15 protein-coding genes are annotated in these 16659 nt (G+C 47.5%); 10 read left to right on the forward strand and 5 right to left on the reverse strand.

The features are described 5' to 3' along the window. Nucleotides 1-26 precede the first annotated feature (26 nt). From A3860_RS39780 to A3860_RS39810, 7 genes are all read left to right on the forward strand, one after another. Nucleotides 27-407: a GtrA family protein gene (locus A3860_RS39780; protein ID WP_081156156.1), complete on the forward strand. Its 381-nt coding sequence runs from the start codon at nt 27-29 to the stop codon at nt 405-407. Beyond that, nucleotides 408-2960 carry a DUF5686 and carboxypeptidase-like regulatory domain-containing protein gene (locus tag A3860_RS39785; RefSeq protein ID WP_245843727.1) on the forward strand — a complete coding sequence of 851 codons (2553 nt, stop codon included), beginning with the start codon at nt 408-410 and terminating at the stop codon, nt 2958-2960. 15 nt (nt 2961-2975) lie between these two features. Beyond that, a complete protein-coding gene (locus A3860_RS39790; RefSeq protein WP_081156157.1) occupies nt 2976-3683 on the forward strand; it encodes a CDP-alcohol phosphatidyltransferase family protein in 708 nt (235 codons plus the stop codon). Beyond that, nucleotides 3680-4228, forward strand: coding sequence for a DUF4833 domain-containing protein (locus tag A3860_RS39795; protein ID WP_081156158.1), 549 nt, complete (start codon nt 3680-3682; stop codon nt 4226-4228). Before A3860_RS39790 ends, A3860_RS39795 begins: the two co-directional genes overlap by 4 nt. Before the next feature lie 151 nt (nt 4229-4379). Next, a complete protein-coding gene (locus tag A3860_RS39800; protein WP_081156159.1) occupies nt 4380-5006 on the forward strand; it encodes a sterol desaturase family protein in 627 nt (208 codons plus the stop codon). 1 nt (nt 5007) lies between these two features. Next, on the forward strand, nt 5008-5943 hold the full coding sequence (locus A3860_RS39805; RefSeq protein WP_081156160.1) for a phosphatase PAP2 family protein: 936 nt from the start codon (nt 5008-5010) through the stop codon (nt 5941-5943). A 9-nt stretch (nt 5944-5952) separates the two neighbouring features. Further along, nucleotides 5953-6573 (forward strand): HAD family hydrolase, encoded by a 621-nt coding sequence (locus A3860_RS39810; protein ID WP_081156282.1) that lies wholly within the window; start codon nt 5953-5955, stop codon nt 6571-6573. A 114-nt stretch (nt 6574-6687) separates the two neighbouring features. On the opposite strand, the gene A3860_RS39815 is transcribed toward A3860_RS39810, so the two are convergent. Beyond that, nucleotides 6688-7353: a T9SS type A sorting domain-containing protein gene (locus A3860_RS39815; RefSeq protein ID WP_081156161.1), complete on the reverse strand. Its 666-nt coding sequence runs from the start codon at nt 7351-7353 to the stop codon at nt 6688-6690. Nucleotides 7354-7497: 144 nt separating this feature from the next. Beyond that, nucleotides 7498-8829 (reverse strand): alpha-L-fucosidase, encoded by a 1332-nt coding sequence (locus tag A3860_RS39820; RefSeq protein ID WP_081156162.1) that lies wholly within the window; start codon nt 8827-8829, stop codon nt 7498-7500. Nucleotides 8830-8995: 166 nt separating this feature from the next. Here A3860_RS39820 and A3860_RS39825 point away from each other — a divergent pair, with 166 nt between their 5' ends. The 3 genes from A3860_RS39825 to A3860_RS39835 all read left to right on the forward strand — a co-directional run bounded on the left by A3860_RS39825 (nt 8996) and on the right by A3860_RS39835 (nt 14305). Continuing rightward, nucleotides 8996-11173 (forward strand): alpha-N-acetylglucosaminidase, encoded by a 2178-nt coding sequence (locus A3860_RS39825; protein ID WP_081156163.1) that lies wholly within the window; start codon nt 8996-8998, stop codon nt 11171-11173. An 81-nt stretch (nt 11174-11254) separates the two neighbouring features. Then, nucleotides 11255-13546, forward strand: coding sequence for a glycosyl hydrolase family 95 catalytic domain-containing protein (locus A3860_RS39830; protein ID WP_245843728.1), 2292 nt, complete (start codon nt 11255-11257; stop codon nt 13544-13546). A 171-nt stretch (nt 13547-13717) separates the two neighbouring features. Beyond that, nucleotides 13718-14305 carry an acyl-CoA thioesterase gene (locus tag A3860_RS39835; protein WP_143774489.1) on the forward strand — a complete coding sequence of 196 codons (588 nt, stop codon included), beginning with the start codon at nt 13718-13720 and terminating at the stop codon, nt 14303-14305. 150 nt (nt 14306-14455) lie between these two features. On the opposite strand, the gene A3860_RS39840 is transcribed toward A3860_RS39835, so the two are convergent. Genes A3860_RS39840 through A3860_RS39850 form a run of 3 tightly spaced genes read right to left on the reverse strand, consistent with a single transcriptional unit; the run spans nt 14456 to nt 16635 of the window. Next, nucleotides 14456-14980, reverse strand: a complete 525-nt coding sequence (locus A3860_RS39840) for a GNAT family N-acetyltransferase (protein WP_081156165.1) — start codon at nt 14978-14980, stop codon at nt 14456-14458. Between the two features lie 40 nt (nt 14981-15020). Next, nucleotides 15021-16142, reverse strand: coding sequence for a DNA polymerase IV (gene dinB, locus A3860_RS39845; protein ID WP_245843729.1), 1122 nt, complete (start codon nt 16140-16142; stop codon nt 15021-15023). Further along, nucleotides 16120-16635, reverse strand: coding sequence for a hypothetical protein (locus A3860_RS39850; RefSeq protein WP_081156167.1), 516 nt, complete (start codon nt 16633-16635; stop codon nt 16120-16122). The genes dinB and A3860_RS39850 overlap by 23 nt, the downstream gene beginning before the upstream one ends. Nucleotides 16636-16659: the final 24 nt, after the last annotated feature.

Consider the following 16659-nt stretch of genomic DNA (forward strand, 5'->3'; position numbering starts at 1 on the left):
CAAAATCTCAAAATTCTTGTATTTCGATGATCACTTTTCTGAAAGCCAATATGGCATCGCTGGCAGCTTCACTAAGTGATCTTTTACTGACCGTGCTGCTGGTTCAGGGGTGCAAAACAAATGTGGTGATAGCTGCGGCGGCCGGTACGGTAACAGGCGGTATTATAAATTTTTTGATAGGCAGGCATTGGGTTTTCAGGGCAGGCGATGAAAAAGCAGTAAGGCAACTTTGGAAATATGCGCTGGTATGGGGCGGTAATTTATTATTGAATACGGGTGGTGTATATGTATTGGCCGGTAAGGCCGGGTTGCATTACACCCTGGCAAAAATAATGACATCGCTGCTGGTTGCTTTCCTGTACAATTATCCCCTGCAAAAGAATTTCGTGTTCAGCAATAATTGGTAGATGATGATTAGTTTGATCTTTAGTAAGAAAAGTTTCACCTTACTCCTTTTTATTACCTGCTTTGCTGTTTGCGCGCAGGCGCAAACGGTGATCAAAGGATTTGTAAGAGATGCCCAAACGCATGCACCGCTTGCTTTTGTAAGCGTATATTTCAAAGGCAGCAAAGGCGTGGTGAGTGGTGAAGACGGTAGTTATTCTATTTCCACCACTAACCCCAAAAACACCACGCTGGAATTTAGTTTCAATGGGTACAGGGTATTGAGAAAGAAAATTGAGGTGGGCGTTACCCAGGACTTTGACGCCAGCATGGAAGTGGCCGAAATGGCTTCTGTAACGGTTAACTCCAGAAAACGAACTAAATACAGCAACCGCGATAACCCGGCAGTAGACCTTATCAGAAAAGTGGTCGACAACCGGGAGCATAACCGCATGAAGGCTTTTGATTATGTGCAATACCAGCAGTACGAGAAAATGGAATTGTCGTTGACCAATAAGCCTGAAAAGCTGATGCATAACCGGCTGTTGAAGAACTACCGCTTCCTGGTAGAGAACCAGGATACCTCCAAGATAGAAGGGAAAGCCCTGGTGCCGGTATACATTGAAGAAACCATCTCCAATAAATTTTTCAGAAAGAGCCCTTCAAAAGAAAAAACATATGTGCTGGCAAAGAAGAAGGTGAACCTGGGCGAGTTTGTCGACAACGATGGCATTACGCGTTACCTGAATAGCATGTATACGCCCATCGATATTTATGAGCCCAATCTGATGTTGCTTTCGAACCAGCTGCTTAGCCCGATCTCAGACCTCGCTCCTACCTTTTACCGGTTTTACCTGGGCGATACCGTTGAGCTGGATGGCATCAAACTGGTAAAACTCACCTTTGCGCCCCGCAATGTAAACGACCTTTTGTTCAGGGGTTCCATGTACGTAACGCTCGATGGCAACTATGCTGTTCAAAAGATCCAGATGGGCCTTGCCAAACATGCCAACATTAACTGGACAAAAGAGCTGCGTATTAAACAGGATTTCGAGCGGGGCGCCGATGGCCGCTACCATGTAGTGATGAGCAATATATTGTCCGAATTTGCTTTGTCGAAAAAAGCCTCGGGCGGTCTCGTTGGTGAGCGAACAGTTTCTTATAAGAATTATGTCATCAACCAACCCGCACCCGATTCGGTGTATGAAGGCAGGCCCGAAGTGTACGTTGATGCCGCAGCATCCGGGGCCGATAGTTTCTGGACGGCTAACCGGCACACCGCCCTCTCTGCTACGGAAGAGAAGGCGTATACCAATATGGACAGTCTTAAGAACATGAAGTCGTACCGGCGCATGATGGACTGGGCCACTTTTTTGCTGGCAGGCTATAAGTCGGCAGGGCCGTTCGAGATCGGGCCCGTGAATGCCTTTTACAGTTTTAATCCGGTGGAAGGCTTCAGGTTGCGGTTTGGCGGCCGTACCACCCCGAAGTTCAGCAAACGATTATATTTTGAAACCTATGCCGCTTACGGTTTTAAAGATGACCGGTGGAAGTATTTTTTATCTGCCGCTTATTCATTCAACGCGAAATCGATCTATTCTTTCCCCCTGAATTATTTGAAGGTAAGCTATCAGCACGACACCAAAATACCGGGACAGGAATTGCAGTTTGTACAGGAAGATAACTTCCTGCTCTCGTTCAAACGCGGCAATAACAACAAGTGGCTGTACAACGATATTTTCACGGCCGAGTATGTGCGGGAATTTGGCAAGAACATCAGCTATACTTTCGGTTTCAAGAACTGGAAACAACAACCTGCCGGCAGCATCATATATGAAAAACCTATTGCTACCGGTACCTCCACCATACCTGAAATTACCACTACCGAGTTGTCGGCCGAAATACGCTGGGCGCCCCATGAGCAGTTTTACCAGGGGAAGGTGTACCGCATTCCTATCAACAACAAGTATCCTATTTTCCGCCTGCGCTATATCGCCGGCATTAAAGGATTGGTGAACGGGGATTATAATTACCAGCAACTGACCATGAACATTTTCAAGCGGTTCTATTTTTCGCAATTCGGCTATGCCGATGTGGTTACCGAAGGTGGTTATATTTTTGGTCAGGTGCCCTACCCGTTGCTGACCATTCACAGGGCCAACCAAACCTATGCATACCAGCTCAATTCTTTCAACATGATGAACTTCATGGAATTTGTAAGCGACCATTATGCATCGGTAAGCACAGATTATTATTTCAACGGATTTATTTTTAACAAACTACCCCTCATCAAAAAACTGAAGCTGCGTGAGGTGGCCGGCTTCAAAATGGTGTATGGTGGCGTACGCCGGGAAAACGATCCTGCCTATAATAAGGAAACGTTCTTATTCCCTACCGATGAAAAAGGCCAAACCACTACTTTTTCGCTGGCCGGCAAACCCTATATGGAAGCCAGCGTAGGCATCAGTAATATATTCAAATTATTGCGGGTTGACCTCATAAAACGGCTTACTTACCTCGATAATCCCGATGTACCCAACTGGGGCATTCGCTTCAGGGCAAGGTTTGAATTTTAATTAAACAATTTTGTTATGAGCCAGATCGCTATACGTGACCGTTTGCAAAAAAATATTTACAGTGTAATTGACCCGGCGGTGCGCGGGTTGGTAAAAGCAGGCGTTACACCGAATTTTATAACCACCACCGGCCTGGTGTTGAACATTGGCGTAGCCATTGTGTTTATTGTGGGTGCTGAGGAAGGCAACCGGGGCGACCTTAGGTATGTTGGCTGGGCAGGCGCACTCATTCTCTTTGCCGGCCTGTTCGATATGCTCGACGGCCAGGTGGCGCGCATTGGTAATATGAGCTCCCGCTTTGGCGCTTTGTACGATTCGGTGCTTGACCGCTACAGCGAATTGTTTATGTTCCTCGGTATTTGTTATTACCTGGTGGCGCATCATTATTTCCTGAGCTCGTTGTTTGCATTCATTGCCCTTATAGGTTCCATGATGGTGAGCTATACACGCGCCCGCAGTGAAGGACTGGGTATTCAAAACAAGGGCGGGTTAATGCAGCGGCCCGAAAGAGTGGTATTAACGGCCCTGTCGGCCATTGCCTGCGGCATTACCGCTTCGCTTATTGGCGGCGATTATAAATTATCGGTTCCCGGCATTCCTTTCCATGTATTTGAAACCATGTCGGTTTTTACCATACCTATAACGGTAATGGCCGTGTTAACGAATATTACCGCTGTTAAAAGATTGATTGACGCTAAAAAAGCGCTTGACAATAACGTATGAGACGAAGTATTTTCCTGGTGGCGCTGTGCAGCCTGTTGTCTTTATGTGTAGCGGCGCAGGAAGGGTTTCCCGTACCGGCAGGCAATGCCAACCAGTTGTTTTATTTGCAACGCACCTCCAATACCAATACGATCGTATATGAGTTGAATTATAAAAAAGGAAAACTCGACGAAGACAATCCCGTGCATGTTTTCTGGATCAGGTATGCCGAGAAAGGCCAACGGGCCGAGCTGAGCTGGATCCAGCGGGTATTTGCCTATGGTGTAAAGACAAAACGACTGGCCGACAGCAGCTACCGCATACGGCTGGTCTCTTACGCAGGCTATTCCATGTACCTGAAAAAAGGACCCGATAATAAATACAGGCTGTTTGCGCCCATTAACGGATCGCAGATGATCCTGAAAAGTATTTTCGTGAAGATCACCGGCGGTAGCATGTGGTCGCCCGATATCGAGTATTTCGAGGTGAGCGGCATAAACCCCGCCACCAATAAGCCGGTTGCCGAACGCAAGAAGGTACTGGCCAATGAGATCAAAGAGAAATAGGTAACCGGTTACCGGGTACTGGTTACCAGGAAATGCAAAACACAGGCCTCCCGGCAACAGGTAACTGGCAACAGGTAACCGGCAACTGGCAACTGAAATTTTAGGCCCTAATTATTGTATTCAACCTAAGTGCTTATTTAATTTTTTCGTGATGAAGAAACTGTATGTCTCCAATTCAACCGGCTCGGTGCGCATGTTCAGGAGCAACTGGATGGAAGCCCTGTCGAAGGTACATTTCTCTGTACCGCTTTTTATTTATATTCCCGTTATTGCAGTAATGACCTGGCTGGCATTTGATAACAACATTTCCATCGCTTATTATTTTTTACTGCTGGCTGCGGGTGTAGTGGTATGGACAATTACCGAGTACATCCTGCATCGCTTTGTTTTCCATTTTGAACCGGCTTCCGAATGGGGCAAGCGCATCCATTTTATCTTCCATGGCGTACATCATGATTACCCGAAGGATGCCATGCGGCTGGTGATGCCGCCTTCGGCCAGTATTCCCATAGCCATCGGTTTTTATTTTTTGTTTTCGCTGGTGTTCACCAATAAAACCTTCCTGTATCCCTTCTTTGCCGGTTTTGTTGCCGGCTACCTGGTATATGATATGATGCATTATGCCATGCACCATTATAATTTCAAAAGCCGGTTAATGAAACGGATAAAACAGCATCACATGCTTCATCATTATGATGACCCTACGAAGGGATACGGTGTAAGTTCTTCCCTGTGGGATGTTATTTTTCAATCAGGATTTCCCAAAAAGAAAAACTAGTATGCTTAATTCTGCACCTGCTGTTTCATTGGCATCCCGCACGGTATTGGTCACCACGCTTATTTCAATAGTATACCTGTTGTTATCGGTATGGCTGGTAGGTTTCAAAACCGATCAGCTGGTATTGATCGCGATCTTTAATGGGTTGTATTATGCATCCCCTATTACCCGCAAGTTCATTACCGGTTTTTCGATCTTCATCGTGTACTGGATCATTTTCGATTACATGAAGGCTTTTCCCAATTATACGTTCAGGCCGGTGCATATTGGCGAATTATACCATGCCGAAAAGTTGTTGTTCGGCATTCACACGGCAACAGGCGTGGTTACCCCCAATGAATATTTGCGGCAACATCACTTTACAGCCGGTGACTGGTTAAGCGGACTTTTTTATTTGTGCTGGGTACCGGTGCCTTTGCTGTTTGCCGCTTATTTATTTTTCAGGAACCGGCCTTTGTTCCTGCGATTTGCCATCGCATTTTTTGTGGTGAATATGATCGGGTTTGTGGTGTATTATATTTATCCCGCGGCCCCGCCCTGGTATGTTCAGGAGCATCAATTTAATTTTATTGCGGGTACCCCCGGCAATACGGCCGGACTGAAACGGTTCGATGAACTGGTGGGCATTCCCGTGTTCCAATCGTTGTATGCCAAAGGTTCGAATGTTTTTGCGGCCATGCCTTCCTTACACTCCGCCTACCCGGTGATCGTATTGTTTTATAGCATAAAGGGAGGGTACCGGTATGCCAGTGTACTTTTTGCCGGCATCGCGGCCGGCATCTGGTGTTCGGCGGTTTATACCAGCCATCATTATGTGCTGGATGTAGAGGCGGGTATTTGTTGCGCCCTTACAGGCATATGGCTGGTACAGCGGGGCGTTTCGGGGCCCGGATGGTTTTCGAGGTTCTTTGATTCTTATTTATCTAAAATTATTTAAGTGACCGGTATGAACCGTGCTTTAATTGTAAAGGAAAAACAAAAGGAACTAACCAGGTTGAGCAATGGCGATTTTGATGCGTTCCTGTATGATTGTGACGGTACCCTGGCCGATAACATGGAAGGGCATAAGGCCAGTTACCGCGCGGCAGCGCTTATTTATGGGTTCGAACTGAATGATGCCATCATTGATGAACTGGCCGGCTGGCCCATTATACAGGTTGCCGAAGAGATCAGGAAACGCTATGGCGTTCCTTTTAAACCGGAAGAGTATGCGCAGTTAAAGAATACGTTGTACGAAGATGCTTTTATTCAGGATACAAAACCCATCGACTTTGTAGTGGCCCATCTGAAAGCGCATGCCGGCAAGGTGCGCATTGGGGTAGTATCGGGTGGCGGCCGCGTTTCGGTTTCCAGAACACTGCAGCAACTCGGCATTACTTCGCTGGTGGAGGTATTGGTATGCGCCGGTGAAACTTCCCGGGGCAAACCTCACCCCGATCCTTTTTTATATGCAGCCAAACAGCTACGTGTTGACCCCTCCCGGTGCCTCGTTTTTGAAGACGGCAATCCGGGTGTACAGGCCGCTGTAGCGGCAGGTATGCAGTGGATCCGCATAGACCAGGTGTAGGGGCCGGGCCCCGGAGGCCGGCTTTTCAGATTATATTTCCAAACCGGTAAATATGGAACAATTGATTGCGCTTATGCGGATTTGGTTATACCGGTAAGCCATTTGCTTACAGACTTATTGCTTAATCACCTTCCCGATACCCACTGCCTCACCCTGCACCAACCGCATTATATACGTACCCCGCGGCACCCCGTTAAGGTTTGTGAGCCTTAACACATTTTCGCCTTTCTTCGCGGTAAATGTGCGGTGTATCATCATAATACCCGTCATGTCGCGCAGCTGCACTTCAACCGGGCCGCTAACGGGAACGATACAGCCAATTACCGCCTCATTCTCAACCGGATTGGGAACGATCCTGATCACCTGCGGCGTGTTATCATTCAATTTTATAGTACCGCCAACCATGACCGTTGGCTGAAGAGCCAGGTTGGGTTGGGTCGCATCCAAACCATTACCACTTTGGTCGTACCAGGTTGTCACATACCCATCACCGCTGCCCACAAAGTTCTTCAGCTTCACCGTATCGAGGTCGCCGGCCGCGGTAAAACCAATATCCATTGAGGAATTATCACTGCTGCGCCGTACCTGGATGGCATTGCCTGTATAGGCCGAGCTCAACTGCCGCAGGCTGAATGCAACAAGCGGTGTGGCGGTGGGGTTACCGGTTCTATCCAGAATATTTTGAGCGAAAAGAATCTCAGGCCGTGTTAGATAAATACAAATGAGCAGCGGTGCCATTACACAATGCAATGCACGGAGTTTGGTTACTACAGTTTTCATAGTACGGGGGTAGGATTTTAACAGTTGCGGCGCAAGGTATTCTCTTTATCCCCGGAATAAAATAGAAATAGTTGGATTTCGTATACTAAATATTACTATACGAGATCCAACTATTATGGTATCGCTGTTAAGCGGATGATTTTTTTAATTTAACCCACCATGCCCGCCGTATAAACTAACCGGCTTATCGAGCTTTACTTTTAATACTGTTACATATTTATCAGCAACCGACTCAGGTACGTCAATATAAACCAGTCCGGGTATGGGACTCCAGGAGATCTTGCCCACCACTTTCGATTGCAATTTTGTGCCATTGCCTACCACGGTAATTTCTTCCACTTTGTTTCTAAGCCCTTTTATCATTACCGGTCCATTCACTTTCCCATGCAGGAAAAGGTACAGGGTGGTGGAATCTTTTGACAGGGTGGATGGCCCGTAAAAATGGCCATGTGGCAATCCGCCTATTGTATTGAAAATGGCTTCCCCATTTTTTTTGTTCCAGGCGCCTAATTCCTTCAATATATTAATCTGCTCTTCGGGAATGGTACCGTCTTCTTTGGGTCCCATATCAAGGAGGAGATTGCCGCCATTGGCAACAGCATCTACAAAAATGGTGATGAGCTCATACGGTGTTTTCCAGTTGTTGTCATGATGAAAACCCCAGTTGTCGTTACTGGTCATGCACAATTCCCACCAGTTAAAGGCGGGCCGGCTTACGGGAAAATTCTGTTCAGGGGTTTCATAATCACCATAGCCTTGTAACCGTCCGTTGATTATAGCTTTGGGGTTACCCGATAAAATGATACTCCTTACTTTCTGCGCTTCCCATTCTTCGGCACTGTGTTCCCAATCACCATCAAACCACCACAGGTCGGGGGTGAAGAGTGTGTTGATCTCTTTTATCTGCCCCTGGAAAAAATTCCGGAAGCGGTTCCAGCGATCATAATCTTTCGCCACCAGGTACCGGCCACTGTCGTTCAAAAAACCGGGATAATTGGCATCGCTCCAGTCAATGAGCGAATAGTAGGCGCCGCATTTGATATTGCGTTTACGTAATTCCTCAAAGAAGGGTTTTATCATATCCCGTTTCGCCGGTGTTTTCTTTACAATGCTGAGATCGCTGAGGCGGGTATCGTACATAGCCACGCCATCGTGGTGTTTGGTAGTAATAACGGCATAGCGCGCGCCACTTTCCTGGATGAGGGCGGCCCAATAAGCAGGATCGTATTTTTTTAACGTAAAGCCCTGCAACTGCTTCATGTAATCGGCATAGCTGATCTTCCTGTTGTGAAAGCTCCAGCTTTCATCAATGCCATTAACCGCATAAATGCCGGCATGAATAAAGATGCCCAGCTTTGCATCGGCAAACCACTGCATCTTCTCACGAATTTCTTTGGGGTCGATATTTTTTTGACTAAGAACGGCCGGGGCAAATGCAAACAACCCGAGCACCATCAATACAATCGTTTTCTTCATGCGGCAAATATAGAATAAAGCGGTGGAGGGGTTTGCCCTGAAAAGAGCAAACGATTGCGTTCAAAACCAGTGCTGCTATAAAGGCTTTGGACTCGCCCCTTGCTAACGGTGAAGAATTACTTGCAGCCTGGTACACGGTTTGTAATTACAATAATCATTTGCCAATATGACTACACCTAAATTTGCTTTTTTACCGCTTTTTTTAACCGCTACTATCGTAGCTTATACACAAAGCCGGCCAGCAGTAAAAAATGTTTCACAAAATAATTTCATAACCGATGCCCGCCAGGTGCTGCAACGCACCATTGGCAGCAAGGCGGCCGCCATTCGTTTGGAGCCATTCAAATCCCTGAATGGGTTGGATAGCTTTGTGGTGACCGCCCAAAACGGCCAGCTCACCATTAAGGGCACCAGCGCTGTGGCGCTCTGTTATGGCTTTAATACCTATTTAAAAGAATATTGCCACGCCATGACCACCTGGAGCGGCAAACACCTCAATAGGGCAGCCATGTGGCCGGCCTGTACCGCATTGCGTGGCGGCAGCCCGTACCCCTACCGGTATTATTTGAACGTAGTGACCTTTGGGTATACCACGCCTTATTGGGACTGGAACCGCTGGGAAAAAGAGCTCGACTGGATGGCCCTGCACGGGATGAATATGCCGCTGGCCGTGGTAGCCAGTGAAGCCATTGCCCAGCGGGTATGGCTAAAACTGGGCCTCACCGGGGAACAAACTGCTGATTTTTTTACCGGGCCGGCCCACCTGCCCTGGCATCGCATGGGGAACCTTAACAAATGGGACGGGCCTATTCCTGCCAACTGGCATACCCAACAACTTGCCCTGCAACACAAGATCATCGATCGCATGCGCGCCCTCGGCATGCACCCCATTACGCCCGCCTTTGCGGGTTTTGTGCCCGAAGCATTCAAGCAATTGCATCCGGAGGTACCAATGAATGCGCTGAAATGGGGCGGTTTCCCCGCAGCGTACAATGCATTCGTACTGGCGCCCGGCAATGAATGGTTCAATACCATCGGGAAATTATTTATAGAAGAATGGGAAAAAGAATTTGGGAAGAACGAATTCTGGCTCTCCGATGCATTCAATGAAATGGATGTACCGGTATCAAAAGATCCTGAAGAAAAATACCAGTTCCTGGCCCGCTATGGCGAATCGGTGTACCAGAGCATTCGCGCTGCCGAGCCCAATGCGGTTTGGGTTACCCAGGGCTGGACCTTTGGTTACCAGCATGCCTTTTGGGATAAACCATCGCTGCAGGCATTGTTATCGAAAGTGCCTGATACTAAAATGCTCATTCTCGATCTTGGCAATGAATATCCGCCCTACGTATGGCACATTGATCCAGTATGGAAAACGCATGAAGGCTTTTACGGCAAACAATGGATCTACAGCTTTGTGCCCAATTTTGGCGGCAAAACGCCTTACACCGGGGTCATGCCGTTGTATGCGTCCGGTTCTACCGAAGCCCTGCACTCGCCCTACAGTAAAACCATGGCGGGGTTTGGCTTTGCGCCTGAAGGCATCGAAAACAATGAAGCCGTGTTTGAATTGCTGGCCGATATGGGTTGGAAGCGCGAACCGGTTGCCCTTGACAGTTGGTTGCATACCTGGTTCGAAGCCCGCTATGGCGCCGTGCCTGGTAAAATGGTATTGGCCGGACAGCAATTATTACGTTCCTGTTATAACAGTTTCTCCCCCTATCCACGTTTTGTTTGGCAAACCGTTTTGCCCGATATGCGCCGAAAAGGAAGCGTGAATGCAGATGCAGATTTTTTCAGAGCAGTGGAGAATTTCCTCGATTGCAGCGATTCATTAAAAACAAGTGACTTGTACCGTTATGACGCCATTGAAATGGCCGCCATTTATTTAGGGCTGCGCGCCGATCAATTTTATAAACAGGCGCTGCAGGCCGATTCTACCGGTGACCAGTCCACTAAAAAAGCAGCATTGGATAAAGCGGTACAGATCCTCACTGAAATGGACCGCCTGCTTGAAAGCCATCCGTTGCACCGCCTGCAGGTATGGATTGATTATGCCCGGCGCTCCGGCACTACCGAAGCTGAAAAGGATTACTATGAATCGAATGCCAAACGGCTCATCACTACCTGGGGCGGTGCGCAATCAGATTATGCTGCCCGCATGTGGAGCGGACTGATCAGGGATTATTATATTCCCCGCATAAAAATGACGTTCAGCGATACAAAGATCAACCGCGCAGCCTGGGAAGAAGAATGGATAAAAAAGGGAAAAATATCACCTGTTACTCCCCTGCCCCATCCGCTGGCGGCGGCAAAAGCGCTTGTACATCAATACAAAGACTAAGGTTAACCCAGCTTACTGTTTTGCCGATACACAATAATACCGCAACGGATTATTGTGTGTACTTTAGAACAAACAATTACCTTGAAAGGAACCGGTCAGCTGCTGTTTTGTATTGTCCTGTTATTTATTGCCCGCGGAACAATTGCCCAGCCCATTTACGCCGGCCGGTATACAACTATTTTTACCGCGCCCCCGGCCAATGTACCCACCCCCAAAACACCGGACGCACCCCTCACTGGCAATGGAGATATTGGCCTAACGTTTGGCGGCGAACCCGGCGAGTTGCAATACTATTTTGGAAAGAATGATTTCTGGCGGGCGTATCCTGTTTATCCCGGTGGCGGCATTGCATTACCCGGCGGGCTCAGGCTTACTATACCCGCATTAAAGGGCGCTGATTATTATGCAGAACAGTTACCCGGTAAAGGGGTTATTCATGCCAGTTTTAAAAAAGAAGCTCAACAGGTAACTATTGACAGCTGGGTAGCAGCCACCCACAACACGGTAGTTATTGAAATAACCGCCAATAAAACCTGCACGCTGCAACCCGTGTTATGGGCGGCGAAAGGTAATACAGCTATCAACACAGCAGGTACAACGGAAAAGGTTACCTGGGTTACCCGTTCATTTGAAAATACGCCGTTGCTCGAATGGCCATGTCATGTGGCATTGGCCATGCGGGTATTGGGAAACAACGGTTCAACCAATAAAACAATAACCCTGGCGCCCGGCAAAAAAACGATCATCGCTGTTACCATTTATACCAGTAACGACCGTACCAACTGGAAGGAAGCCGCCATTACAGAAGCAAAAGCATTAACACCCGCAGTTATAGAAAAAATGTATGCGGCGCATCAGCAATGGTGGCGGAATTTTTGGGACCGATCAAGCGTGCAGGTAAACGATTCCGTCATAGAAAAATACTATTATACCTCGCAGTATTTATTTGCCTGCGCATCGCGCGGCAATAAATTGGCGCCCGGCATCTGGGGCCCGTTTATTACAAAAGATTCTACAGCCTGGGGAGGCGATTATCATCTTAATTACAATTACCAGGCGCCGTACTGGGCAGCATATTCTTCTAACCATCTTGATCTTACCGACAATTACGACCAACCGTTACTCGATTATATGGAGAAAGGGAAAGTACATGCAATGGAACTGTTGCAGGTAAAAGGCATTTATTATCCGGTGGGTATTGGCCCCAAAGGTTTGTGCACCACGCGCTGGCCGCTTACGCCGGAGGAAATGTTACAGCGGTACGGAACCAGGGACAATACGATCGACAGCGGTTACAAATTCCTTGGGCAGAAAATTAACGCGGTGTTTGGAGCCGGCAATATGTTGATGCGTTTTTACAGCACGTACGATGCTGTATATGCCTGGCGCATTTATCCCTACCTGGTAGCCTGCGCCGATTTTTGGGAAGATTACCTCAAGCTGGAGAACGGCCGGTATGTTATTTATATGGACCATTATGGCGAAGTAATGCCCAACCTGCGCAATAATGGCCAATGGCGGCAACTGCTGGGCGATTTTAATTCCACCCTTTCGCTAGGATTGGTAAAAATGTTATTCAAAGGCATCATTGAAGTAAGCACCTTTTTGAAACAGGATATTTCCAGGCAGGAAAAATGGCAGGATATTGTTACGCGCCTGAGCCCTTTCCCCGTTGGAGAAACCGGGGGCAGACAGAGCCTGCGGCCGGTAGAGCGAAGCCCGGCTGAGTGGTTAAACAAACCAATGGGCCTGGCAAGAGTATCTATACACGGGCTGCTACTCCCCGGCGGCGTTTGCGGACCTATAACAGATAGTGCATTCAATAATATACTGCTAAGTGATGTAGCGCATTGGAAAGACAAGATGCAACACATAGGCGAATGGGGTAATACATTGAACAATGGCATTGAAACCTGTTTTCCCGGCGCTGTACGGGTGGGTTACGATGCGGATGAAATTCTGCAGCAACTCAAAGACCGCATTGCCGTACAATCATTCCCCAATGGATGGATCACGCAAGGTGGCGGCGGTATTGAAACCTTATCGGCTGTACCCATGACCATTAATGAAATGCTGCTGCAAAGTTATGAAGGCGTGGTGCGCATTTTCCCCAACTGGAACCATTCAAAAAATGCCAGCTTCAGTAAACTGCGGGCTTATGGCGCTTTTTTGATCAGCAGCCGCCTGCAAAATAAACGCATTGAATTTGTAACCATTCTGAGCGAAAAAGGCCGCGCCTGCGTTATGGAAAACCCCTGGCCGGGTAAAGCGGTACAGCTCATCCGCAATGGGAAAAAATCCGGGCAGCTTTCAGGCATCCGGTTCTCCTTTCCTACAAAAGAAAATGAATTAATAGTATTGAAAGGAATTTAAAAATAGTTCTTCGCGCCAGTACCTCTCCGCCAATCAAAGGCATCAAAAAATCCAACTTTTACTAGGGAATAGTTGCAGGTAATAGTTCAAATTTACAGTACCGCCTTCTTTGCGTTATTTAACCCCGCCTTTTATTATTCCCTATTGGATCATCCTATAAACTATTATCTTATGCTATTTTACTGGTACAACGTAATTAGAGTAGTGCTGATGCGCTATCTTAAAAAGAGGTTGGATGTTAACAAGCCGCTAATTAAAGAATTCAGGGTAAAAACTTTTGACTGTGATGCACTGCGGGTAATGGCTGCTTATAAATATTTTTTGTATATGGATTATAGCCGGTGGGAACAGTTTGCCCGCACCGGTTTGTTTAAAGCCGTATTAAGCAGGAAGCTGGCGCCCTCCCTCGGTTCCCAAAAAATGATCCACCGCAAACCCATCAAACGCGGTACCAGGGTTACCATGCAGGTGGAAATTGCAGGTTGGGATAACCGTTGGTTTTATCATGTGCATACGTTTATACAGCAAAATGAAATAAAAGCTATTGGCGTAACCAAGAGCCTGTTCTGGCGAAAAGACAAACCGGAGACGCTGGAAGAAATTGTACGATCGGCCGGTTTTTCGAGCACAATTAAAACGCCGCCCAACTGGGTGCTGCAATTGTTTGAAAACGACAGCCAGATCATTCGCGACCTGGCGCCGACATCCCCAGAAACCATTTTAGTTCCAGTAACAGCCATGCGGGTGGCTGTACAATAGAAAAGAAAAGCGTCCCGACGCTTCGGGACGCTTTTACTATATGAAGAAGGGATGCTGCAATAAAGTAATGGCCGGGAATAAGCGTTTCTATTTGTATGCCGCTTACCATTTCCATCACTTCTTAGTTGGATTTTTGATCCGTCATCCTGGCTATAGGGGTCGCAATACTTTCTGCAACTCCACAAACGAAAAATCGGCCAGGGCTTTGGAAGATGCATTGGAGAAGGGTTCCACTTTTCCGGTAGGCACAAACCCTTTCCGTTTGTACCAGTCAATTAGTTCATGCCGGCGGTCGATAACGGTTATGGTGAGGGAAGTATAGTGAAGTTCGCGGGCAGTATTTTCTGCATGTTCTAACAACAGCTTACCAATACCCGAAGCCTGCTCGTTCGGATTAACCGACAACATACCGAGGTATAAAGTGTGCGGCTTTTTCTCGAGCAGCATACAGCCAACAATGTTTTGCTGTTCATCCATGCATTTGAACATAGTATTGGCGGGCTGTTGCAGTAAGTTGCGAACAAGGTCTTCGGTAGTGCGTTGACCGGCCACCAGGTGGCTTTCTGAGGTCCAGCTTTTGCTACCCGGTTCACCCTGGTAGGCGCTGTTTACCACCTGGGTGATGGCGGGAACGTCGTTGAGTGTGACTGGTTGAATGTGTAAAAGGCGGTTCATGGAAGTGTAAATTACATCAAAAGCGTATTGGATGCGTTGGTTAGAACAATTTCAGCTGCGCATCGCCGGCAGGGTTGTTCTCATCAACAAAATTAGAGACGCCAATTCCCAGCAACCGCACTTTTGCTTCCAGGATATCGGTTTTTAACAGGAGTTGCAGGGCGGTGGCGGCAATGGTTTCGGGGTCGCAAAAAGCAGCAGGCAGGGTTTGGCTGCGGGTAAGTTGTTTGAAATCGCTGTATCTTATTTTGAGGGTAATGGTTTTTCCTTTGAGATCGTATTGCTGCAGGCGGTTGGCAACAATGGCAGCCAGGCGATCGAGCTGTTCTTTCATTTCTGTCGGGTTGCTGAGGTCGTTCAGGAAAGTATCTTCAGCGCTGATCGATTTTGTTTCGCGGTTGGGTTCAACGGGGCGGTCGTCGATACCACGAACAATTTTATAATAGAAGCTACCATTTTTGCCAAACAACCGCACCAGTTCCACTTCAGAAAGGCGTTTGAGATCGGCGCCGGTGAATAGCTTCAGCATGTTCATTTTTTCGGCGGTTACTTTACCAACGCCGTGAAATTTATTGACCGGCAGGCTTTCCATAAACGCTTCCACTTTGTCGGGCGCAATAAAGGTAAGACCGTCGGGTTTGTTCATATCGCTGGCGATCTTGGCCACGAATTTATTGATTGATACACCGGCGGAGGCGGTCAATTGCAGCTCATCGCGGATGGCTGCTTTTATTTGCATGGCGATACCGATTGCAGAGCCGATCTGTTGTTTATTTTCCGTAACATCAAGATAAGCTTCATCTAATGATAAAGGTTCAATGAGATCGGTGTGGCGGTGAAAAATTTCCCGTACCTGTTGCGAAACGGATTTATACACGGCAAAGCGCGGAAAAATAAAGATGAGGTCAGGACAAAGCTGAATGGCCCGTTTGGAAGGCATAGCCGAACGAACGCCGAATTTGCGGGCTTCGTAACTGGCTGTGGCCACTACGCCGCGGCTATCGGGCAGGCCGCCAACGGCGATGGGTTTTCCCTTTAGTTCGGGGTTATCGCGTTGTTCAACCGAAGCATAGAATGCATCCATATCGATATGAATGATCTTTCGTTGGGTCATAAACAGGTGCAAGGTACGAGGAACATCAATTACACAGTACTTCTGCAAACTTTTTTGTAGTGTGCGCTTTAAACAATTTGAGCGCCGTCTCCGTTAACTCACCGGCTTTGCTATCGGCGGGGATGATCTGTTGGTTGTTCATAAACCGGATCACCCTACTGCTTTTTACATATACCCTATACTCCGACTTTTCAACTTTTCCATTTGCGGGGCCGCCGGTCAATGTTTCGTATATAAAAATAAGATCGCCATTGCGGTAATAATATTCGGTAGTCCAGCTACCATCACCTATGCTACCCGATTCTTTTATTTTCACGATCTGTTGTTTATCGAGGAAATAGTCCACTACCCCATCTTCGGCGCAGCCTGCAGCTTCATTCGTGTAATGCTCTTTTGTGAGTGATTGGCTATTTATTTCTTTATATGCGGAGCGGATGGCTTCAATGTCAGCATCGGCTGCTTTTTGCTGAGCGAACAGGCAGGTAACGGGCACAGTGATCAGGAGGGCGATAAAAGCTATACACCTGGTGAGTGGGTACATAAGGAAACGATTTAAGAGGTGAAA

It is taken from the genome of Niastella vici (assembly GCF_002077945.1).
GTDB classification, from domain to species: Bacteria; Bacteroidota; Bacteroidia; order Chitinophagales; family Chitinophagaceae; genus Niastella; species Niastella vici.